22 protein-coding genes are annotated in these 20,749 nt (G+C 62.4%); 14 read left to right on the forward strand and 8 right to left on the reverse strand.

The window, feature by feature from the left end; translation table 11 throughout:
- Window positions 1-23 precede the first annotated feature (23 nt).
- Genes HAQ05_RS19195 through HAQ05_RS19210 form a run of 4 tightly spaced genes read right to left on the reverse strand, consistent with a single transcriptional unit; the run spans window position 24 to window position 2,858 of the window.
- Window positions 24-551 (reverse strand): pilus assembly protein PilP, encoded by a 528-nt coding sequence (locus HAQ05_RS19195; protein WP_190423456.1) that lies wholly within the window; start codon window positions 549-551, stop codon window positions 24-26.
- Window positions 548-1,222, reverse strand: coding sequence for a type 4a pilus biogenesis protein PilO (pilO, locus tag HAQ05_RS19200; protein WP_420825784.1), 675 nt, complete (start codon window positions 1,220-1,222; stop codon window positions 548-550). Before pilO ends, HAQ05_RS19195 begins: the two co-directional genes overlap by 4 nt.
- A 2-nt stretch (window positions 1,223-1,224) precedes the next feature.
- On the reverse strand, window positions 1,225-1,794 hold the full coding sequence (locus tag HAQ05_RS19205; RefSeq protein ID WP_190423459.1) for a PilN domain-containing protein: 570 nt from the start codon (window positions 1,792-1,794) through the stop codon (window positions 1,225-1,227).
- Window positions 1,794-2,858 carry a type IV pilus assembly protein PilM gene (locus HAQ05_RS19210; RefSeq protein ID WP_190423461.1) on the reverse strand — a complete coding sequence of 355 codons (1,065 nt, stop codon included), beginning with the start codon at window positions 2,856-2,858 and terminating at the stop codon, window positions 1,794-1,796. The genes HAQ05_RS19205 and HAQ05_RS19210 overlap by 1 nt, the downstream gene beginning before the upstream one ends.
- Before the next feature lie 183 nt (window positions 2,859-3,041).
- Between HAQ05_RS19210 and HAQ05_RS19215 the strand changes: the two genes are divergently transcribed.
- The gene (locus tag HAQ05_RS19215) at window positions 3,042-5,492 is read left to right on the forward strand and encodes a penicillin-binding protein 1A (protein WP_420825785.1); all 2,451 of its coding nucleotides are present in this window, start codon (window positions 3,042-3,044) and stop codon (window positions 5,490-5,492) included.
- A gap of 86 nt (window positions 5,493-5,578) precedes the next feature.
- Here HAQ05_RS19215 and HAQ05_RS19220 read toward each other — a convergent pair whose 3' ends face one another.
- The 3 genes from HAQ05_RS19220 to rpmE form a co-directional block, all read right to left on the reverse strand.
- Window positions 5,579-6,847, reverse strand: a complete 1,269-nt coding sequence (locus HAQ05_RS19220) for a malic enzyme-like NAD(P)-binding protein (RefSeq protein ID WP_190423465.1) — start codon at window positions 6,845-6,847, stop codon at window positions 5,579-5,581.
- Window positions 6,848-7,148: 301 nt separating this feature from the next.
- A complete protein-coding gene (gene budC / locus HAQ05_RS19225; RefSeq protein WP_190423468.1) occupies window positions 7,149-7,940 on the reverse strand; it encodes a meso-2,3-butanediol dehydrogenase in 792 nt (263 codons plus the stop codon).
- 277 nt (window positions 7,941-8,217) lie between these two features.
- On the reverse strand, window positions 8,218-8,436 hold the full coding sequence (gene rpmE, locus HAQ05_RS19230; protein WP_190423469.1) for a 50S ribosomal protein L31: 219 nt from the start codon (window positions 8,434-8,436) through the stop codon (window positions 8,218-8,220).
- A gap of 155 nt (window positions 8,437-8,591) precedes the next feature.
- Between rpmE and HAQ05_RS19235 the strand changes: the two genes are divergently transcribed.
- From HAQ05_RS19235 to HAQ05_RS19260, 6 genes are all read left to right on the forward strand, one after another.
- A complete protein-coding gene (locus HAQ05_RS19235; RefSeq protein ID WP_190423472.1) occupies window positions 8,592-10,811 on the forward strand; it encodes a primosomal protein N' in 2,220 nt (739 codons plus the stop codon).
- Window positions 10,812-10,910: 99 nt separating this feature from the next.
- Window positions 10,911-12,647: an arginine--tRNA ligase gene (gene argS / locus HAQ05_RS19240; RefSeq protein ID WP_190423474.1), complete on the forward strand. Its 1,737-nt coding sequence runs from the start codon at window positions 10,911-10,913 to the stop codon at window positions 12,645-12,647.
- Window position 12,648: 1 nt separating this feature from the next.
- A complete protein-coding gene (locus HAQ05_RS19245; protein WP_190423476.1) occupies window positions 12,649-13,326 on the forward strand; it encodes an SPOR domain-containing protein in 678 nt (225 codons plus the stop codon).
- 153 nt (window positions 13,327-13,479) lie between these two features.
- Window positions 13,480-14,010: an ATP-dependent protease subunit HslV gene (hslV, locus tag HAQ05_RS19250; RefSeq protein WP_190423478.1), complete on the forward strand. Its 531-nt coding sequence runs from the start codon at window positions 13,480-13,482 to the stop codon at window positions 14,008-14,010.
- 25 nt (window positions 14,011-14,035) lie between these two features.
- Window positions 14,036-15,370 carry an ATP-dependent protease ATPase subunit HslU gene (gene hslU / locus HAQ05_RS19255; protein WP_190423480.1) on the forward strand — a complete coding sequence of 445 codons (1,335 nt, stop codon included), beginning with the start codon at window positions 14,036-14,038 and terminating at the stop codon, window positions 15,368-15,370.
- A gap of 96 nt (window positions 15,371-15,466) precedes the next feature.
- Window positions 15,467-15,841 carry a gamma-butyrobetaine hydroxylase family protein gene (locus HAQ05_RS19260; RefSeq protein WP_190423482.1) on the forward strand — a complete coding sequence of 125 codons (375 nt, stop codon included), beginning with the start codon at window positions 15,467-15,469 and terminating at the stop codon, window positions 15,839-15,841.
- 91 nt (window positions 15,842-15,932) lie between these two features.
- Here the strand turns inward: HAQ05_RS19260 and HAQ05_RS19265 are convergent, their stop codons facing one another.
- A complete protein-coding gene (locus HAQ05_RS19265; protein ID WP_190423484.1) occupies window positions 15,933-16,208 on the reverse strand; it encodes a polyhydroxyalkanoic acid system family protein in 276 nt (91 codons plus the stop codon).
- A 113-nt stretch (window positions 16,209-16,321) separates the two neighbouring features.
- On the opposite strand from HAQ05_RS19265, the gene ubiE reads away from it, so the two are divergent.
- The 7 genes from ubiE to tatB all read left to right on the forward strand — a co-directional run.
- The gene (gene ubiE / locus HAQ05_RS19270; protein WP_190423486.1) at window positions 16,322-17,092 is read left to right on the forward strand and encodes a bifunctional demethylmenaquinone methyltransferase/2-methoxy-6-polyprenyl-1,4-benzoquinol methylase UbiE; all 771 of its coding nucleotides are present in this window, start codon (window positions 16,322-16,324) and stop codon (window positions 17,090-17,092) included.
- A complete protein-coding gene (locus HAQ05_RS19275; RefSeq protein WP_190423488.1) occupies window positions 17,092-17,715 on the forward strand; it encodes a ubiquinone biosynthesis accessory factor UbiJ in 624 nt (207 codons plus the stop codon). Before ubiE ends, HAQ05_RS19275 begins: the two co-directional genes overlap by 1 nt.
- On the forward strand, window positions 17,712-19,319 hold the full coding sequence (ubiB, locus tag HAQ05_RS19280; RefSeq protein WP_190423490.1) for a ubiquinone biosynthesis regulatory protein kinase UbiB: 1,608 nt from the start codon (window positions 17,712-17,714) through the stop codon (window positions 19,317-19,319). Before HAQ05_RS19275 ends, ubiB begins: the two co-directional genes overlap by 4 nt.
- Window positions 19,320-19,370: 51 nt before the next feature.
- Window positions 19,371-19,772 carry a phosphoribosyl-AMP cyclohydrolase gene (gene hisI / locus HAQ05_RS19285; protein WP_190423492.1) on the forward strand — a complete coding sequence of 134 codons (402 nt, stop codon included), beginning with the start codon at window positions 19,371-19,373 and terminating at the stop codon, window positions 19,770-19,772.
- A complete protein-coding gene (locus HAQ05_RS19290; RefSeq protein ID WP_190423494.1) occupies window positions 19,765-20,100 on the forward strand; it encodes a phosphoribosyl-ATP diphosphatase in 336 nt (111 codons plus the stop codon). The genes hisI and HAQ05_RS19290 overlap by 8 nt, the downstream gene beginning before the upstream one ends.
- A 24-nt stretch (window positions 20,101-20,124) precedes the next feature.
- Window positions 20,125-20,370, forward strand: a complete 246-nt coding sequence (locus tag HAQ05_RS19295; RefSeq protein WP_190423496.1) for a twin-arginine translocase TatA/TatE family subunit — start codon at window positions 20,125-20,127, stop codon at window positions 20,368-20,370.
- Between the two features lie 3 nt (window positions 20,371-20,373).
- Window positions 20,374-20,749 (forward strand): Sec-independent protein translocase protein TatB (gene tatB / locus HAQ05_RS19300; RefSeq protein WP_190423498.1); only part of this gene is annotated, 376 nt, incomplete at its 3' end.

The following is a 20,749-nucleotide window of genomic DNA, read 5'->3' on the forward strand; positions in this document are numbered from 1 at the left end:
ACTATGCATGCTTGATCACACCCTTACGAATGCTCTTTGAGGGGAATACTGCGGGGGCGCTCGATCCAGCCACCTTCCCCATCCGGAACCAGCTCGACCACATCGACTTCAGTATCGGTAATGGCTGTGACCTTGCCATCGTTCTGCCCCAGATAATCACCCACCCTGATACGGTGCACACCGCCGGCGCCTTTGATCAGGGCGAAGCGGCCACTTTGGTTGGCCAAGGTGCCCACCATCTCGAACTCCTCGATATTGAAGCCTTCGAGAAACTGCTTTACCCGGTTCGGGTCGGGCTTGATCAACCGCGACCCTTTAGGCTTGCTCGCTACGTCTACCCGAATCGGCGGCTGGAACGGGCTGCGCAGGTTCGAGGCCTGGTAAGTGAACGGCTCGTATGCCTGGAAACGTGGAATCGGCTCGATATGCCCCTTGGGCTTGGCGTTGACCTCGGCCATGTAGGCCTTGATATCGGCGAAGTCATCGCCACCGCAGCCGCTAAGCAGCAGGGCCGCCAGGCTTACCCATAGCGCGTTGCACGGCCGGCTCATGGTTGCCCTCTCTGTGCCAGCGTGGCAGGTTTGGGCGGCGTAGCATTAGCGGTGGCGTCTGCCTGATCGTTGTAACGGTAGGTCTTGGCCAGCACGCTCATGCGCAACTGGCTGGTCGAGCCCTCCGTGGCCGGCTTGATGTCGAAATCATGCAAGGTCACGATACGCGGCAAGCTCGACACCCCGCTCACGAACGTTGCCAGGTCGTGATAACTGCCCGTGACCGTCATCTGGATGGGCAGCTCTACGTAAAACTGCTGGGCGACTTCCGGCAGCAGTTTGATCTCTTCGAATTCCAGCCCCGCACCCAGGCCGGTGCGGGTAATGTCTTCGAGCAACCCTGGCACTTCGGTGTCGCTGGGCAATTGCCGGAGCATAGCACCGAAGGTGGTTTCCATTTCTTTCATCTGCGCCGTGTAGGCCTCCAGGTTGGCGGCCTGGAACGCCTTGCTCTGGTACTGCTGGCGCAGCGTATCTTCCTGGGCCACCCGCGTTTGCAGGTCTGCTTCGAGGTCCTGGATATGGAAGTAGTACCCCAACCCCAGCAACACCAACATCAGCAACACGGCCACCACACCCTTGATCGCACTGGGCCACGAACCGATGTTGTTGATGTCCAGTTCGCTCAGTTCGACCTGGCGCAGGCTCTCGACCCACCCCTTGAAGTTGATGTTCATTGACCATCGGCCTCCGCATCGGCCTGCGGCAAGGTTTGCCGCACGGTCAACTGGAAGGCATTGTTTTGCTCGCTCTCACCGGAGCCTGCCTTGACCTCGGCCAAGCTGGGGGCGGCAAACCAGGGCGATGCTTCAAGGTTGCGCATCAACTCAGACACCCGGTTATTGGTTTGGGCAGCGCCCCAAACGGAGATGTCTTGCCCGACCATTTTTACCTCGGTGAAATAGACACCGTCTGGCAGGGTGCGCACCAGTTGGTCGAACACCCGCCCAATGATCGGCCGGTTGCCTTGCAGGTCTTGGATGATCTTCATCCGCGCGATCAGTTGCTTACGCCGCGCCTTCAGGTCGCTGATGGCCTTGATGCGGACGTCGAGCTGGGCGTTTTGCTGGGCAATGAAATCGTTGCGAGCCGTTTGGCTGGCGATTTCGCTGCTGATCACCTGGTCTGCGATGGAAATGACCACGGCGCAGAACGCTACCATGCATCCCAACAACACCAAGAACTGCTTCTTGCGCTCTTCACGGCGTTGTTCGCGCCATGGCAACAGGTTGATGGTCGCCATTAATCGAAGCTCCTCAGCGCCAGCCCACAGGCGATCATCAATGCCGGTGCGTCACTGGCCAACGCGCCGGCGTTGACCTTGCTGTTCAAGGCCATGTCGGCAAAGGGGTTGGCGACCACGGTCGGGGTACCCAAATGCTGCTGCACGCGCCGGTCGAGCCCTGGAATCGAGGATGTGCCCCCCGCCAGCATGATGTAGTCCACGGCGTTGTATTGCCCGGCGGCAAAAAAGAACTGCAGCGAGCGCGACACTTGCTGCACCACGGCATCCTTGAATGGCTGCAACACCTCGGCCACGTAGTCGTCGGGCAGGCCGCCTTGTTTCTTCGCCAGCCCGGCTTCTTCCACGCTCAAGCCATAACGGCGCTGGATTTCTTCGGTCAGTTGGCGGCCACCGAACAGTTGCTCGCGGGTGTAGATGATCCGGCCGTTATGCAACACGCTCAAGGTGGTCATGGTGGCGCCAATGTCCATCACCGCCACGGTCAGCCCTTGAGCAGACGCCCCCAACTGCGTGGCGACCATGCCATAGGCCCGCTCCAGCGCATAGGCTTCTACATCTACCACCCGCGCCGTGAGCCCTGCCACGGCCAGGGCGGCCTCGCGCACCTCGACGTTTTCCTTGCGGCAGGCAGCCAGCAACACCTCGACCCGCTCCGGGTTGCGCGCCGAAACACCCTGCACCTCGAAGTCGATGGCCACCTCCTCCAGCGGATAAGGGATATATTGGTCGGCTTCGACCTTGAGCTGGCTCTCCATGTCGTCGTCGGAAAGCCCGGCGTCCATCTCGATGGTTTTGGTGATCACCGCGGAGCCGGCGACCGCGACGGCCACCGACCGGGTGGACGTCTTGGCCTTGGCCAGTACACGTGCCAGGGCATTGCCGACCCCTTCGAGTTCGGCGATGTTTTTCTCGACCACGGCATTGGCGGGTAACGGCTCTACGGCGTAGGACTCGACCTTGTAGCGGCCGCCGGAACGGCTCAACTCCAGCAGCTTCACCGACGTGGAGCTGATGTCGATTCCCAGAAGCGAGTACGCCTTTTTGCTGAAGAGTCCTAGCACTACCGATTCCCTAGCATTATCCGCAGCTTACGGACCATTTATGTTGCAAGGCATTTAATAGCAGTCTTGACAAAAGCGCAAATGACGCTCCGTACCAAATTGCTTATAATGCCCAGCGCTTTTTTTCACCCGTGAAGCCTGCGTGCCTAACCCATTATTCAGACTGGAAATTCAAAAGCCTTGATTCGCCTGCTCAAGTTCGTTTGCTGGTCCATCCTCGCGGTTGTATGCGGGTTACTGCTCGGGCTGAGCGGCGCGTACCTGTATCTTAGCCCTAGCTTGCCGTCCGTCGAGGCACTAAAAAGTGTCCAACTGCAAATCCCGCTCAGGGTATACAGCAGCGATGGAAAATTAATAGCTGAATTCGGCGAAATGCGCCGATCACCCATTAAATTTGCAGAAATTCCGCCGCAATTCATCGCCGCCCTGTTGTCCGCCGAGGATGACAATTTCAACAGCCATTTTGGCGTGGACCCCAGCAGTTTGGTGCGCGCCGCGGGCCAGTTGGTCACCACCGGGCATATTCAGACCGGCGGCAGCACCATCACCATGCAGGTGGCCAAGAACTACTTCCTCACCAGCGAGCGCAGCTTTTCCCGCAAGAGCAACGAAATATTGCTGGCGCTGCAGATCGAACGGCAGTTAACCAAAGATGAAATCCTCGAGCTGTACGTCAATAAGATCTACCTCGGCAACCGCGCCTACGGCATCGAAGCGGCGGCGCAGGTGTACTACGGCAAATCGATCAAGGAGCTGTCACTGGCGCAAATGGCCATGATCGCCGGCCTGCCGAAAGCGCCTTCACGTTTCAACCCGTTGGCCAACCCGGCCCGCGCCAAGGAACGGCGCGACTGGATCCTGGGGCGTATGTACCGCCTGGGCAAGATCGACCAGGCCGCGTACCAGGCCGCGGTAAGCGAGCCGATCAATGCCAGTTACCACGTGCCAACGCCGGAGGTGAACGCCCCGTGGATCGCCGAGATGGCCCGCGCCGAAATGGTCGGGCGCTATGGCAGCGAGGCGTATACCGAAGGGTTCCGGGTCACCACCACGGTGCCCAGCGACCTGCAGGAAGCCGCCAACCAGGCGGTAATGGTCGGCCTCGCCAGCTACGACCAGCGCCATGGCTATCGCGGGCCAGAGTCTCGCCTGCCGGGCAAAACCCATGAGGCTTGGGTCGCCGAGCTACAACGCCAGCGCACCCTCAACGGCCTGGACCCGGCCATCGTTACCCAGGTAGGTAAAGAAGGCGTCACCGTGGTCACCCGCGAAGGCCAGGATGAACAGGTGGCGTGGGACACGATGAAGTGGGCGCGCCCGTATATCAACGCCAACAGCATGGGCAAGCTGCCAGCGCAGCCGGCAGACGTCGCCCAGGTCGGCGATCTCGTCCGCGTGCAGCGCCAGGCGAACGGCACCTTGGCGTTCAGCCAAGTGCCCACCGCCCAGGGCGCGCTGGTATCCCTCGATCCCCATGACGGCGCTATCAAGGCACTGGTGGGCGGGTTCGCCTTCGAACAAAGCAACTATAACCGCGCCACCCAGGCCAAGCGCCAACCCGGCTCGAGCTTCAAGCCCTTTATCTATTGCGCGGCCCTGGACAGCGGCTATACCCCGGCCAGCCTGGTCAATGACGCGCCCATCGTGTTCGTCGACGATTTCCTCGACAAGATTTGGCGCCCGAAGAACGACACCAACACCTTCCTTGGCCCGATCCGCCTGCGTGAGGCGCTGTACAAATCGCGCAACCTGGTGTCGATCCGCGTGCTGCAAAGCCTTGGTGTAGACCACACCATCGACTACATCAGCCGCTTTGGCTTCAATAAGCAAGACCTTCCGCGCAACCTGTCGCTGGCCCTGGGCACGGCCACGCTCACCCCGATGGAAATCGCCACCGGCTGGAGCACCTTCGCCAACGGCGGGTTCAAGGTGCAGCCGTACCTCATTGCCAAAGTCGAAAGCCGCAATGGCGAAACCCTGTTCACCGCCAACCCGCCTCGGGTTCCGACCAGCGAGCAAGAGCAAGCGCGCATGCAGGCCCAGCAGGCCGTCCCCCCCACGCTCGACGCCGCCAGCAGCGGCAGTGGCCTGGCCGGGGCCCTGCAACCGGCGCCAAGCGTTCCGGCCTTGGCCGAGCGGGTGGTCGATGGCCGGACCACGTTCATCCTCAATAGCATGCTCGAAGATGTGATCAAAAAAGGTACCGGGCGCCGCGCGCTGGCGTTGAACCGCGCAGACCTGGCCGGCAAGACCGGGACCACCAACGACTCCAAAGACGCTTGGTTCTCCGGTTACAACGGCGACTACGTGACCACGGTATGGACCGGTTTCGACCAGCCCGACACCCTCGGCCGCCGTGAATTCGGTGGCACCGTGGCGCTGCCGATCTGGATGGACTACATGGGCGCGGCGCTGAAGGGTAAACCGCTCAACACCCAGCCGGAGCCTGAGGGGATCGTGAGCCTGCGGGTAGACCCGGTCAGCGGCCGCGCCGCTACGGCCAGCACGCCGGACGCCTACTTCGAATTGTTCAAGAGTGAAGACACCCCGCCCTCGGTCGACGAACTGGGCAATGGCCAAGCACCAGGCAGCCCATTGCCGGCAGACGAAGCCGCGCCGATAGACCTGTTCTGATCGCACAACGAAAACCCGGCCAAGGCCGGGTTTTCGTTTCGTTCAAAGTGCTTGCGGCGCTGCCGAGCCTTTCGCCCGCGGCGCATTTAGCCGTTGAACACGTCATCCACGCTTTTCAGTGGGTAGTGCTTGGGGTAGCCCAGGGTGGCTACGCCCGAGTCGATGGCGGCCTTGGCCACGGCGTCGGACACCAGGGTGATCAGGCGCGCGTCCAGCGGCTTGGGGATAATGTAATCGCGGCCGAATGCCAGGGTGTCCACATTGTAGGCCTCGCACACCTCTTTGGGCACCGGCAGCTTAGCCAGTTCGCGCAGGGCCTGTGCCGCGGCAATTTTCATTTCTTCATTGATGCGCTTGGCGCGAACGTCCAGGGCACCGCGGAAGATGAAGGGGAAGCCCAGCACGTTGTTGACTTGGTTCGGGTAGTCCGAGCGGCCGGTTGCCATGATCACGTCAGGGCGCGTTGCATGGGCCAGTTCCGGAGCGATTTCCGGATCGGGGTTGGAACAGGCGAACACGATCGGGTTGGCCGCCATGCGCTTGAGGCCTTCGGCGCTGAGCAGGTTAGGGCCCGACAAGCCAACGAACACATCGGCGCCTTCGAGGGCGTCATCCAGGGTACGCCTGTCGGTTTCGTGAGCGAATACCGATTTGTACTGGCTCAGGTCATTACGGCCAGTGTGGATGACACCCACGCGGTCGACCATGAAGATGTTTTCGACCTTGGCCCCCATGCTGATGAGCAGTTTCATACAGGAAATGGCCGCAGCCCCGGCACCCAGGCATACGATTTTCGCCGCTTCCAAGGTTTTGCCGGCGATTTCCAGGGCATTGAGCATACCGGCAGCAGTTACGATCGCGGTGCCGTGCTGGTCATCGTGGAACACCGGGATGTCGCACTGTTCGATCAGCGCTCGCTCGATCTCGAAGCACTCTGGGGCCTTGATGTCTTCAAGGTTGATGCCACCGAAGGTGATAGAGATGCGCTTGATCGTGTCGATGAACGCCTGCGGGCTTTCGGCATCGACTTCAATGTCGAACACGTCCACGCCGGCGAAGCGCTTGAACAGAACGCCTTTACCTTCCATCACGGGCTTGGAAGCCAGCGGGCCAAGGTTGCCCAGGCCGAGGATGGCGGAGCCATCGCTGATCACCGCGACCAGGTTGCCTTTGCCGGTATATCTGTAGGCCAGTTCCGAGTCACGAGCGATTTCACGAACCGGCGCGGCCACACCAGGGCTGTAAGCCAGGGACAGGTCACGGGCGGTGGCGGTAGGTTTGCTGAGCTCTACGCTCAGCTTTCCCGGGCGCGGTTTGGCATGGTAATCGAGAGCGTCGGTTTTCAGGTCTGACATGGTGGCGTTCCGTTTTTGCTGTTGAACTTTTCGGATCGCCGAGGATACGCACAAAGGAAAACCCCGACAAGACTGGCCGGTCACAGTTGTCAAGTGGCCAAGTCCTAGACTTTCCACTAACTTGCTCTCACCCCACAGCCGCCAAAAACACTGTACGTATGGCCCCGTTGCTGCCCGCCGCTACTGCCAACGCGGCCGGTGTAACCTGCACAGGGTCGCCCGCGCGCGCCCAACGCCGACAGCTGCCAATCGGCCGCCTGGCTTGAGGAATACGCTTGCACGTCGCCCGAAGCAGGCAGCGTCACAACAGAACAGCGGCTAAGTCCGGTTGCCCGGTTTTGGCGGTGAAGCCGCCATCCACCGGTAGCACGACGCCACTGATCTGGCGGGCCTCGTCTGAGATCAAGAACGCCACAGCTGCGGCCACATCGGCGGGTTCAGCGATGCGCCCCAGTGGTGTTCCTGCTTGCCATGCGTTGAGCAGGCTGCCGTCACGCGCCAGCAGCTTCTCCAAAGCGGGCGTGCGCACCGGCCCCGGCGCAACGACATTGGCGCGCACGCCGGCCGGGCCGTAATCGACGGCGAGGCTGCGGGTCAGGTTGATAACGCCGCCCTTGGCCGCGTTGTAGGCAGCCATACGGTGGTCGGCGAATAGTCCGGAGATGGACGCCACGTTGACGATGCTGCCACGGCTCCTTTGCAACAGGGGCAGTGCCGCCTTGCTCACGATGAACACCGAATTGAGGTCGACAGCCAGGCAGTGCGACCAGGCCTCGAAGGTGATTTCTGCAACACCGCCCATCAAACTACCACCGGCATTGTTCACCACGGCATCGAGGCTCGGTTGTGTCTCGGCGATCTGGCCCATGACCTCGCTGACGGCACGCTCGTCGCTGACATCCATGGCGTAGGTATGCAAGCGCGCCCGCAGAGGCTCGGGGACTTCGGCCAGCATCTGGCCGAAGTTCTCCAGGCGCAGATCGGCCGCAACCACCGTCGCGCCCGACTCAAGCAAGTAATGGGCAATGGCCGCGCCGATACCAGCCGCGGCACCGGTTAGCAGTACAACTTTATTCTCGAATCGTTGGGTCATCCCGCTTCCCCTTTTTCGGCTGCGAAATCCGTGGTGGGCGGCCCGGCGTAGGGTATGAGCGCCCGCCGGAGGGGAGTTACCTCAGCCTTGGCTGCGAGGTCCCCAGACACCGGCCTGGAACGCCCTGGCATACCACAAGGAGACACATCGCGGCATCATGAACACGGTGGCATGGTTAATTCTCGGAGTGTACTCCCCAATGCTCGTGAAATAAAAAAGGCGCCCCACAGGGCGCCTTCCTTCGAACCAGGCCGGCCATCGTGGCCGGGCTGATGCCTTACTTGCTCTTGGCACCGAAAACGCCGAAACGGTCGGTGAAACGCTGAACGCGGCCGCCGGTGTCGAGGGTTTTCTGCTTACCGGTGTAGAACGGGTGGCACTCGTTGCACACGTCAAGGCTGAGCGGGCCAGCCAGGGTGGAACGGGTTTCGATCACGTTACCGCAGCTGCAAGTAGCGGTGAGGGCTTCGTACTTCGGGTGGATTTCAGGCTTCATGGGGTAACCTCTGCGCTGCGTGCCGCCAACCGGCACCATTGCCGGACACCGCACGTATTTGGGCTGCGAATACTACCAGAGCTGCGCGGGGAATCAAGCTGCGGCCACACCAGCGGTCTGTTAGGCTTGGCCCTTTACCCCCCGTGAGCGCTCATTTGCCTGCCATCATCCTGCGCGTAGCCCTGCCTTCCCCGCTGCGACGCTTGTTCGACTACTTGGCGCCCCCTGGCATGGCGGCCGGCGACTTCACCCCTGGCATGCGCCTGCGGGTGCCGTTCGGCCGCCGGGAAATGATCGGCGTGCTGGTGGAAGTCGGCGATAGCAGCGACGTGCCCGAAGGTAAACTGCGCCCAGCCAGCAGCCGCCTGGACAACGAAAGCCCACTGCCGCCCAGCCTGCTCGCGCTGTGCCTATGGACTGCGCAGTACTACCAGCACAGCCTTGGCGACACCCTTAGTTGGGCACTGCCCGTGCTGCTGCGCCAGGGCGAGCCGGCACAGGCCCGCCAGGAGCGCTACTGGATCGCGGCGCCCAACGCCCGCCCGGAAGACCCACGGCTGAAAAACGCGCCACGCCAACGTGAAGCCCTTGCTACCTTGGCGCAACATCCGCATGGTGTTGCCCATTCACAACTCACGCCGCTGCAATTGGCCAAGAACACGCTGGAAAGCCTGCTGGCCAAGGGCATGGCCGCCGTCGAAACCCGCACCCAACGGCCACCGCAGCGCCACGAGCATTGGCTTGCGCAGCCACAATTGCCGTTGAACCCTGAACAACAGGCCGCGTACCAGGCAGTACATGCGGGCCTGGGGCGGTACCACTGTTTCTTGTTGGCCGGCGTGACCGGCAGCGGCAAGACCGAAGTGTACCTGCAGTTGATACATGACACCCTGCGCGCCGGCAAACAGGCCCTGGTGTTGATCCCTGAAATCAACCTCGGCCCGCAGACCTTCGCCCGCTTCGCCCAGCGCTTCAATGCCCGCATTGCGTTGCTGCACTCGGCGGTGAACGACCGCGAGCGCCTCGAGGCGTGGCTCAGCGCCCGCGACGGCGACGCCGACATCATCATCGGCACGCGTTCGGCATTGTTCACGCCGATGAAGCGGCCCGGGCTGATCATCATCGACGAAGAGCACGACAGCTCTTATAAGCAGCAAGAAGGGCTGCGCTACCATGCCCGGGACCTGGCCATTGTGCGCGCACGCCAAGAGAACGTGCCGATCCTGCTCGGCTCGGCCACGCCGTCCCTGGAAAGCTGGCACAACGCTTACAACGGCCGCTACGGGCTGCTGCACCTGCAGCAGCGCGCAGGCCTTGCCCAACCGCCCCGCTACTTGCGCTTGGACGTAAAAAGCCGGCCACTGGACAGCGGCATCAGCCCGCCGCTACAACAGGCCATCGGGCAAACGCTGGAGCAAGGCCACCAAGTGCTGGTGTTTCTCAACCGCCGCGGGTTTGCCCCGACCCTGCTGTGCCACGAATGTGGCTGGCTCAGCGAATGCCCCCGTTGCGACGCCCGCACCACCGTGCACCAGCGCTCTGGCGAACTGCGCTGCCACCACTGTGGCCACGTCGAAATCAAGCCCCGGGCCTGCCCCAAATGCCGATCGGTGGACCTACGCCCGGTGGGTGCCGGTACCGAGCGCGCCGAAGAGCGCCTGCAGGTGCTGTTCCCGCAATACCCAGTGCTGCGCGTAGACCGTGACAGTACGGCGCGCAAGCAGGCGATGGAAGCACTCCTGGCCACGGTGAACCGCGGCGAGCCGTGCATCCTGGTGGGCACGCAAATGCTGGCCAAAGGGCACCACTTTCCCAGGGTCACGCTGGTGGCGATCCTCGATGCCGACGGCGGGTTATTCTCGGCCGATTTTCGCGCGCCGGAGCGCATGGCGCAGTTAATCGTGCAAGTGGCCGGGCGTGCCGGGCGTGCGGAAAACCCTGGCCGGGTGATCATCCAAAGCCACCTGGCGGACCACCCCTTGCTGGTGCAGCTTACCGAGCAGGGCTACTTCGCCTTTGCCGACCAGGCCCTGAGCGACCGCCGCAGTGCCAGCCTGCCGCCCTTTACCCACCTGGCACTGCTGCGCGCCGAAGCGCACAAGCCTGGCCAGGCCGAGGGTTTTCTCGACCAGGCCTGTGCCCTGGCTGAACAATGGCTGCAGCAGCACGGCGGCGAAGGCGTCGAAATGCTTGGCCCGGTACCGGCACCCATGGAGCGCCGCGCCGGGCGCTACCGCGCGCAGCTGCTGGTGCAGGCCCCGGCACGCGCCAGCCTGCACCGGCTGCTGGCAGCCTGGATGCTGCAATTGGAGCAACTGCCGAGCGGGCGTGCGGTGCGCTGGTCGCTGGATGTCGACCCGGTGGACCTGTTCTGAGGCACCAGGGTTGGCAAGGCCGGCGTGGAACAGGATAATGCCCGGTTTGTTAACCCTGCCCGAAAGCGCCGCCGCCCCAAGCGGTCGAACGAGACCACCATGAAAGACACCATTCGCCTGCTGATCCAACAAGCCCTTGCCCGCCTGGTGGCCGAAGGTGTGCTGCCCGAGGGCTTGGCGCCGGTGATCCAGGTCGAAAACACCCGCGATAAGGCCCACGGCGACTTCGCCAGCAACATTGCGATGATGCTCGCCAAACCCGCGGGCCTGAAGCCGCGGGACCTCGCCGAAAAAGTCATCGCCGCACTGCCGGCCGATGCACTGGTGAGCAAGGTCGACATCGCCGGCCCCGGTTTTCTGAATTTTTTCCAGAACACCGGCGCGCTGGCTCAGCGCCTGGACGCCGCCCTGGGCGATGCCAGGCTCGGCGTGGCCAAGGCCGGCCCCAGCCAGCGGGTGGTGGTGGATATGTCCGCGCCCAACCTGGCCAAAGAGATGCACGTAGGCCACTTGCGCTCGACCATCATCGGCGATGCCGTGGCTAACGTGCTGGAGTACTTGGGCGACACGGTAATCCGCCAGAACCACGTGGGTGATTGGGGCACCCAGTTCGGCATGCTGCTGGCGTACATGGAAGAAAACCAAACAGACAGCGACGAGCTTGCCGACCTCGAGAATTTCTACCGCGCCGCCAAAAAACGCTTCGATGAATCCGAAGCCTTCGCCGAGCGCGCGCGCGGGCTGGTGGTCAAGCTGCAAGCGGGCGACCCGGACTGCCTCGCGCTGTGGAAGCGCTTCAACACCATTTCGCTGTCGCATTGCCAAAAAACCTACGAACGCTTGAACGTGAAGCTCACGCCCAACGACGTGATGGGTGAAAGCGCCTATAACGACGACCTGCCCAGCGTGGTCGCCGACCTGCGCGCCCAGGGCTTGCTGGTAGAAAGCGAAGGCGCCCAATGTGTGTTCCTCGATGAGTTCAAGAACGCCGAGGGCAACCCATTACCGGTGATCGTGCAAAAAGCCGGCGGTGGTTACCTCTACGCCACCACCGACCTTGCCGCGGTGCGTTACCGCAGCAACGTGCTCAAGGCCGACCGCGTGCTGTACTTCGTCGACCAGCGCCAGGCCCTGCACTTTCAGCAGGTATTCGAAGTGGCCCGCCGCGCCGGCTTCATCAGCAACGGCATGCGCACCGAGCACATGGGCTTCGGCACCATGAACGGCGCCGACGGGCGCCCCTTCAAAACCCGCGACGGCGGCACGGTGAAGTTGATCGATCTGATCGAGGAAGCCGAACAACGCGCCTACGCGCTGGTGAAGGAAAAAAACCCGACGTTCGACGAGGCCAGCCTGCGTGAAATCGGCAGGGTGGTGGGCATCGATGCGATCAAGTACGCCGACTTGTCCAAGCACCGCACCAGCGATTATTCGTTCAACTTCGAGCAAATGCTCAATTTCGAAGGCAATACCGCCCCCTACCTGCTCTATGCCTACACCCGCGTGGCCGGAGTGTTCCGCAAGGTCGGCAAGGGCTTCGAAGAAATCAGCGGGCGCATCGTGCTCGAAGCCGAGCCAGAGCAGGCCCTGGCTGCGCGCTTGGCGCAGTTTGGCGAAACCCTCAATACGGTGGCCGACAAAGGTACGCCCCATGTGCTGTGCGCCTACCTCTACGACATCGCCGGGTTGTTTTCCGGCTTTTATGAAAACTGCCCGATCCTCACCGCGGCCACCGCCGAGCAACAAGCCAGCCGCCTGCGCTTGGCAGCGCTGACCGGCCGTACCCTTAAACAGGGCCTGGAGCTGTTGGGCCTGGAAACCCTGGAGCGCATGTAAGTTGGCTGCGAAAAAACCTGCACCCAAGCGAGGCGCCAGCCGCAACCAACCCGCCGCGAAAAAGCCGATACCCGGGTGGGTATGGCTGGCGGTCGGTCTCACGGTTGGGGCGTTCATCGTGTTCTTGATGAAACTTGACCCGAGCCGCGACGAGCTCAAGCGCACCAAGCCCGAGCAACAAAAGGCCGAGCGAATCGCCGAGGCCAACAAGACGCCGCCGAGCCCCACCCAGCCGAAACCCAAATACGACTTCTACACATTGCTGCCGGAGTCCGAAGTGATCGTGCCGCCCGAGGCCGTTCCAGAAAAAACACCACCGGTGCCGGCCCAGCCCGTTACCCCAGAGGTGGCGGCGAAGATCGACACCGCCCGCGCGCAGGCCGCACTCAATGGCCAAACGCCACCGCCGGCACCAGCAGTCGTCAAACCGGCAGCGACCACCCAGTATTTTTTACAGGCCGGCTCGTTCCGCCGCCAGGCGGATGCTGACCGGGTACGCGCACAGATCATCCTGCTCGGCCAGGCGGTGCAGGTCGAGTCTGGCACGGTAAAAGACGACACCTGGTACCGCGTGCTGGTGGGCCCGTTCAGCAACCGCGAACAGCTCACGGCGGCGCAAAAAATGCTGGCAGGCAGCGGCTTCAATAACCTCTTATTACAACAGCGCCAAACGCGCTGACGGGAGCCTTACCGGGAGCCTTATCGGAAACGTAACGGGACCGGAGCGCGGCCGCGCCCCGGCAATGGTGTATTGCCCTGTTGAATTTCCCCCTGCCATCCCCATATCGGTCTTCATTGGGCATTTTCGCCCCGCTGCGTGGAGACCTTCCCCTTGACCACCATCGTATCCATCCGCCGCCACGGCAAAGTCGTCATGGGCGGTGACGGCCAGGTATCCCTGGGCAACACCGTGATGAAAGGCAACGCGAAGAAAGTCCGCCGCCTGTACCATGGGCAGGTTATCGCCGGCTTTGCCGGGGCTACCGCCGACGCTTTCACGCTGTTCGAACGGTTCGAAGCCCAGTTGGAAAAACACCAGGGCCATTTGGTCCGTGCCGCCGTGGAGCTGGCCAAGGACTGGCGTACCGACCGCTCGTTGAGCCGCTTGGAAGCCATGCTGGCGGTGGCTAACAAGGATGCATCGCTGATCATCACTGGCAACGGTGACGTGGTCGAGCCCGAAGATGGCCTGATCGCCATGGGCTCCGGCGGTGGCTACGCCCAAGCAGCAGCCCGGGCGCTGCTGAATAAAACAGACTTGTCCGCCCGGGAAATCGCAGAGGCTGCGCTGAACATCGCTGCGGATATCTGTGTATTCACCAACCACCACTTGACCATTGAGGAGCAGGACCTGGCGGAGTAATCCGTATTAGGCCCGTTACCCCCCCATGTCCATGACCCCCCGCGAAATCGTCCACGAACTCGACCGCCATATCATTGGCCAGGACGACGCCAAGCGCGCCGTGGCCATCGCCCTGCGCAACCGCTGGCGGCGCATGCAACTGCCGGCCGAGCTTCGCACCGAAGTCACGCCCAAGAACATCCTGATGATCGGCCCCACCGGTGTGGGCAAGACCGAAATCGCCCGGCGCTTAGCCAAGCTTGCCAACGCACCGTTCTTGAAGGTCGAAGCGACCAAGTTCACCGAGGTGGGCTATGTAGGCCGCGACGTCGAATCGATCATCCGCGACCTGGCCGACGCGGCGCTGAAGCTGCTGCGCGAGCAGGAAGTGGTCAAAGTGCGCCACCGCGCCGAAGACGCCGCCGAAGACCGTATTCTCGATGCCCTGTTGCCGCAGGCTCGCAGCTTTGGCGATGACGCCCCCAGCAGCGCCGATTCCAACACCCGCCAGCTGTTTCGCAAGCGCCTGCGCGAAGGCCAACTAGACGATAAGGAAATCGAGATAGAAGTGGCCGAAGCCGCCGGCGTCGACATCTCCGCGCCACCAGGCATGGAAGAGATGACCAACCAGTTGCAGAACCTCTTCGCCAACATGGGCAAGGGCCGGCGTAAGTCACGCAAGCTCAAGGTCAAGGAAGCGCTGAAGATGGTCCGCGACGAAGAAGCCGCGCGGCTGGTCAACGAAGAAGAGCTCAAGGCCAAGGCACTCGAAGCGGTCGAGCAACATGGCATCGTGTTCATCGATGAGATCGACAAAGTGGCCAAGCGCGGCAATGTCGGCGGTGCCGACGTTTCACGCGAAGGCGTGCAGCGTGACCTGCTGCCGCTGATCGAAGGCTGCACCGTGAACACCAAGCTGGGCATGGTCAAGACCGACCATATTCTGTTCATCGCCTCGGGCGCCTTTCATCTGAGCAAGCCCAGCGACCTGGTGCCTGAGCTGCAAGGGCGCCTGCCCATCCGCGTGGAGCTCAAGCCGCTGACACCCAGCGACTTCGAGCGCATCCTTAGCGAACCCCATGCCTCGCTCACCGAACAGTACCGCGAGTTGCTGGCCACCGAGGGCCTGGGCATCGAGTTCGTCCCTGACGGCATCAAGCGCCTGGCCGAGATTGCCTGGCAGGTGAACGAAAAAACCGAAAACATCGGGGCGCGGCGCCTGCACACTCTGCTGGAGCGCTTGCTCGAAGAAGTGTCGTTCAGTGCGGGCGACCTGGCCGGCACGCAAAACGGCCAGGCTATCCGCATCGATGCCGAATACGTTAACTCGCACCTGGGCGAACTGGCGCAAAACGAGGACCTTTCGCGCTATATCCTTTAAGAGCCTCCTTTAAAAGCCGCACTTGGCGGCTGGCAAGCAAAGCCCTGACAAAGGGCTTTCGCTTGCGCCGAAGCTTGACGCCGAGAGACCATTGCCATGCCCAAACTGCCCACCGCGATCAACCTTCACACCGCCAGCAAAACCCTCACCCTTACCTACGGCGACCAACGCTATACGCTGCCGGCGGAGTTCCTGCGGGTGCACTCGCCGTCTGCTGAGGTGCAGGGCCACGGCAAGCCGGTTTTGCAGTACGGCAAGCTCAACGTGGGTTTGCTCAAGGTCGAGCCGGCTGGCCAGTATGCGCTCAAGCTGACCTTCGACGACGGCCATGACAGCGGGCTGTTCACCTGGGAATACCTCTACGAGCTGTGCACCCGCCAAGAAACGCTGTGGGCCGAGTACCTGGCCGACCTGAGCAAGGCCGGGAAGGCGCGCGATCCCGCCGAATCGGTGGTGCGCTTGATGCTTTGACCTACCAGCACCAGCCGCCGGGCGAGCCGCAAGCCGATGGCGGGCATCCCGGCGGCTGTTCCCTTGCAACGAGGCGCTAGGCCAATGGGCACTACGCCAGGTATTTATCCAGCGCCTTGCCGATCTCGGTTTCGATTACGCCGCCCATCATCGACAGCATCGTACCCAGCGTCAGGTCGACCTGCACGGTATCCGCTGCCACCTGTACCTGGCCGGTCATGCCGCTGCGCTTAAGCTGTACCGTGTCGCCGTCCCACGCGGCTTGCATGTCATATTTGCTGACGAGTTTCTCCACCAGCTTTTCGGCGCGCTCACGCGCGGTCTCGTAGCCCAACTGGTGTTCGCGTACAACGGTGATCTGGCTCATCAACAATCTCGGTCAAGTGATAGGGCATTTATTCTAGCTGGCTCCGGTGCGTCGAAGACAAAGCTTGTGTGCAGGGATTAGAATGGCCAGTAATTTTCCCCGGTGACAGCGAAATGACTGAACAGCGCAAAGGCAGCGATGCCGAACCCACCACCCATTTTGGCTACAAGAACGTACCTGAAAGCCAGAAAGCGGAGAAGGTCGCCGAGGTGTTCCACTCCGTTGCCGCCAAATACGATGTGATGAACGACCTGCTCTCCGGTGGCATGCATCGGTTGTGGAAGCGCTTCACCATCGAGCTGTCGGGGGTGCGCCCAGGCAACCGGGTACTGGACATCGCCGGTGGCACCGGCGACCTTGCGCGCAAGTTCTCCCAGTTGGTAGGCCCTACTGGCGAGGTGGTGTTGGCCGACATCAACGCATCGATGCTCAAGGTGGGCCGCGACCGCCTGCTCGACCGGGGCGTGGCCGGCAACGTGCAATTCGTGCAGGCCGACGCGGAAAAACTGCCGTTCCCAGACAACCATTTCGATTGCGTGACCATTGCCTTCGGCCTGCGCAACGTCACCCACAAAGAAGCCGCGCTGCGCTCGATGTTGCGGGTGCTCAAGCCCGGCGGGCGGTTGCTGGTGCTGGAGTTCTCCAAACCGACCAGCAAGCTGATGGCCAAGGCGTACGACGCCTATTCGTTCGCCTTCATGCCGCTGATGGGCAAGCTGGTGGCCAACGACTCGGCCAGCTACCGCTACCTGGCCGAGTCGATCCGCATGCACCCGGACCAAGAAACCCTCAAGGCGATGATGGCCGACGCGGGCTTCGACCGGGTGACCTACCACAACATGACCTCCGGCATCGTCGCCCTGCACCGGGGTATCAAGCCCTGATGCTCGAGAGTGCCCTGCTGGCCGCCGCCGAGGCGGGCCTAAACCGTGCGCTGCGCCTGGACGCCACCGCGTTGCCGCGTTTGCAGGCGTTGGCCGGCAGCGTGATCGAGATCGACTGTGTGCGCCCGGCGCGCCGGCTGTACCTGTTACCCAGTGGCGACGGCCTGATGCTGGCCCGCCACTGGGAAGCACCGCCTGTGTGCACGCTGCGCGCGCCAGCCGGCCGCTTGCTGGAGTTGGCCATGCGCCGCGACAAAACCGCGGTGTTGCACGCCCCGGATGTGGAACTGCACGGTGACAGCGGCGTACTCATGGCCCTGGCGGCGGTGCTGCAAAGCTTGGAACTGGACTGGGAGCACGAATTGGCACGTTGGTTCGGGCCGCTCGGCGCCGGGCTGCTCGCCGGCCACCTGCGCGTGCGCGCACGCTGGGCCGTGCAAGGGGCCGGGCGGCTGCGCGAAAGCCTGGCGGATTACCTGAACGAAGAAACCCGCACCCTGGTCGGAAAGCGTGAAGCCGAAGCGCGCTGGCGTGAAATCGACGACCTGAAGCTTGCCACCGACCGAATAGAGGCCCGCCTGGCGCGCCTGTCCCGACCCCTTGATCCCAGCGAAACCGCATGAAGCTGCTCGCCGCCCGCCGCTTGTTCCGTATTCTACGGGTAGGTATCCGCTACCGCCTCGACGACTTGATCCTGGCCCTGCCGCTGCCGTGGTGGCTGCGCATATTCCGCCTGGCCATGCCCTGGCGCTGGTTACCACGGCGCAATCGCCAGCTCAGCCGCGGCGCCTGCTTGCGCTTGGCCCTGCAAGACCTTGGGCCGATCTTCATCAAGTTTGGCCAGTTGCTGTCCACCCGCCGCGACCTGTTGCCCGGCGACATCGCCGATGAGCTGATGCTGCTGCAAGACCGCGTACCGCCGTTCGACCCCCAGCAATCGATGCAACTGATCGAAGTGCAGTTGGGGGCGAAGATTACCCAGGTGTTCAGCCGTTTCGACGTCGAGCCACTGGCCTCGGCATCGGTGGCGCAGGTACACGCCGCGCGCCTTAAAACGGGCGAAGAAGTGGTGGTCAAGGTGGTGCGCCCGGGCCTCAAGCCGGTGATCAGCCAAGACCTCGCCTGGCTGTTCCAGCTTGCGCGCGCCGCAGAGTGGTTATCGGCCGATGCGCGGCTATTGCGCCCGATCGATGTGGTCGCCGACTACGAAAAAACCATCTATGACGAGCTCGACCTGCTGCGCGAGGCAGCCAATGCCAGCCAGCTGCGGCGCAACTTCGAAGGCTCGGCCCTGTTGTATGTACCGCAAATCTATTGGGACTGGTGCCGCCCCAAGGTGCTGGTGATGGAACGCATCTACGGCATCCCGGTGACGGACCTCGCCACCTTGGCCGACCAGCGCACCGACATGAAGCTGCTCGCCGAACGCGGCGTCGAAATCTTCTTCACCCAGGTGTTTCGCGACAGCTTCTTCCATGCCGACATGCACCCAGGCAACATTTTCGTCAGCACCGTTACGCCCTGGGCCCCGAAGTACATCGCCATCGATTGCGGCATCGTCGGCAGCCTGACCCCGCAAGACCAGGAATACCTGGCGCGTAACCTGTTCGCCTTCTTCAAGCGGGACTACCGCCGGGTGGCGCAGTTACACATCGATTCAGGCTGGGTGCCGGCGCAAACCAAGCTTAATGAATTCGAAGCGGCGATTCGCACCGTGTGCGAGCCGATATTCGAAAAACCCCTGAAGGATATCTCCTTCGGCCAAGTGTTGATGCGCCTGTTCCAGACCGCCCGGCGCTTCAATATGGAGGTGCAACCACAGTTGGTGCTGCTGCAAAAAACCCTGCTGAACATCGAAGGCCTGGGCCGCCAACTGTACCCGGACCTTGACCTGTGGAGCACCGCGCAACCTTACCTGGAGCGTTGGATGCGCGAGCGCATGAGCCCCAAGGGCTTACTTCGAAACGCACAGTCACAATTTGAACAGTTACCCTACCTGGCCGGCATGGCCAGGGACCTGCTAGAGCGGATGTCTGAACCCCACCGCAAAGACGCCCCCCCGCCCTGGCGGCGCAGCAGCAAGGAGTTCGCATTGCGCTTGGTGGGCGGCATTCTGCTGGCGGTTGGCGGCGTGATGGCCGGTAGTGGCACGCCAATAGACAGCCTGCAGGCGTGGCCCGCCTGGGCCATGCTGGCGGCCGGCTTGTATCTGGTCGTGCGTGGATAGCCACTGGCCCTTGGCGCTGGCACACTAGGGCCTGTAGTTTCGGAGTGAACGATGAAAGACTGGCTGGACGAGATCAACTGGAACAGCGACGGCTTGGTACCGGCCATTGCCCAGGATCATAAAACCGGGCGCATTCTGATGATGGCCTGGATGAACCGCGAAGCACTGGCGCTGACCGTAGCCGAACAACGGGCCATTTATTGGTCGCGGTCGCGCGGCAAGTTGTGGCGCAAGGGCGAAGAATCTGGCCACGTGCAACAGTTGCGCGAACTGCGCCTGGACTGCGATGCCGACGTGATCGTGCTCGCCGTCGAGCAGGTGGGCGGTGTCGCCTGCCATACCGGCCGCGCAAGCTGCTTCTATCGGGTACTCGAAGGCGCCGCTTGGCATACGGTAGAGCCCGTGCTCAAAGACCCGGCCGCCATCTACCACGCGGGGCCCACCCATGAGTGATACCCTAAGCCGCTTGGCCGATGTGCTGGAAGCGCGCAAAACCGCCGCCGCCGACAGTTCGTATGTCGCCAGCCTTTATCACAAGGGTTTGAACAAAATTCTGGAAAAGGTCGGTGAAGAATCGATCGAAACCATTATCGCTGCCAAGGACGCCGAAAAAAGCGGAGACTGCAGCGATGTCATCTACGAGACGGCTGATCTGTGGTTCCATAGCCTGGTCATGCTCGCAGCATTGGGCCAGCACCCCCAAGCGGTGCTCGACGAGCTGGACCGGCGTTTCGGCCTGTCTGGCCATGATGAAAAAGCCGCGCGCGGGCCGGCAGCCTGACCGATTACATTCGAGGAGCTACACATGGGTATCTTTGACTGGAAACACTGGATCGTCATCCTGATCGTCGTGGTCCTGGTTTTCGGCACCAAAAAACTGAAAAACCTGGGTACGGACGTGGGCGAGAGCATCAAGGGCTTTCGCAAGGCCATGAGCGACGAAGAAAAAAACGAAGAGAAGCGCCAGGAGGGGGTGAGCCCACAAGCCAGCTCGCCGCACACCATCGATGGCCAGCACCACAAGGTCGAAGAGCCAGTACGCAAGGATTGACCCATGTTCGGGATCAGCTTTAGCGAATTGCTGCTGGTCGGCCTGGTTGCCCTGGTGGTATTAGGCCCTGAGCGCCTACCGGGCGCCGCCCGCACCGCCGGGCTGTGGATCGGCCGGCTCAAGCGCAGCTTCAATTCGATCAAGACCGAAATCGAGCGCGAAATCGGTGCGGACGAAATCCGCCGGCAACTGCACAACGAACACATCCTTTCGTTGGAGCAGGAAGCGCGCAAAATCCTCAACCCGGAGCTGGAGCACAAGCCCGTGCCGCCGGTTGCCCAGGAGCCACCACCCGCGCCGCCAGCGGCCGAAGGCACCGCAGCGCCCGAGCAGGCGGAACTGCCGCTGGCACCCGCGCCCACTCCGGCCCCGGCCCCCG

It is taken from the genome of Pseudomonas typographi (assembly GCF_014694385.1).
Taxonomy (GTDB): Bacteria; Pseudomonadota; Gammaproteobacteria; order Pseudomonadales; family Pseudomonadaceae; genus Aquipseudomonas; species Aquipseudomonas typographi.

Bases quoted from the DNA above. Each gene is read 5' to 3' on its own strand.
- HAQ05_RS19260 (WP_190423482.1), top strand. From the start codon at position 15,467: ATGCCCAAACTGCCCACCGCGATCAACCTTCACACCGCCAGCAAAACC.
- hslU (WP_190423480.1), top strand. From the start codon at position 14,036: ATGTCCATGACCCCCCGCGAAATCGTCCACGAACTCGACCGCCATATC.
- HAQ05_RS19195 (WP_190423456.1), bottom strand. From the start codon at position 551: ATGAGCCGGCCGTGCAACGCGCTATGGGTAAGCCTGGCGGCCCTGCTG.
- HAQ05_RS19295 (WP_190423496.1), top strand. From the start codon at position 20,125: ATGGGTATCTTTGACTGGAAACACTGGATCGTCATCCTGATCGTCGTG.
- budC (WP_190423468.1), bottom strand. From the start codon at position 7,940: ATGACCCAACGATTCGAGAATAAAGTTGTACTGCTAACCGGTGCCGCG.
- hisI (WP_190423492.1), top strand. From the start codon at position 19,371: ATGAAAGACTGGCTGGACGAGATCAACTGGAACAGCGACGGCTTGGTA.
- HAQ05_RS19220 (WP_190423465.1), bottom strand. From the start codon at position 6,847: ATGTCAGACCTGAAAACCGACGCTCTCGATTACCATGCCAAACCGCGC.
- rpmE (WP_190423469.1), bottom strand. From the start codon at position 8,436: ATGAAGCCTGAAATCCACCCGAAGTACGAAGCCCTCACCGCTACTTGC.
- HAQ05_RS19265 (WP_190423484.1), bottom strand. From the start codon at position 16,208: ATGAGCCAGATCACCGTTGTACGCGAACACCAGTTGGGCTACGAGACC.
- ubiB (WP_190423490.1), top strand. From the start codon at position 17,712: ATGAAGCTGCTCGCCGCCCGCCGCTTGTTCCGTATTCTACGGGTAGGT.
- ubiE (WP_190423486.1), top strand. From the start codon at position 16,322: ATGACTGAACAGCGCAAAGGCAGCGATGCCGAACCCACCACCCATTTT.
- HAQ05_RS19290 (WP_190423494.1), top strand. From the start codon at position 19,765: ATGAGTGATACCCTAAGCCGCTTGGCCGATGTGCTGGAAGCGCGCAAA.
- HAQ05_RS19275 (WP_190423488.1), top strand. From the start codon at position 17,092: ATGCTCGAGAGTGCCCTGCTGGCCGCCGCCGAGGCGGGCCTAAACCGT.
- argS (WP_190423474.1), top strand. From the start codon at position 10,911: ATGAAAGACACCATTCGCCTGCTGATCCAACAAGCCCTTGCCCGCCTG.
- HAQ05_RS19205 (WP_190423459.1), bottom strand. From the start codon at position 1,794: ATGGCGACCATCAACCTGTTGCCATGGCGCGAACAACGCCGTGAAGAG.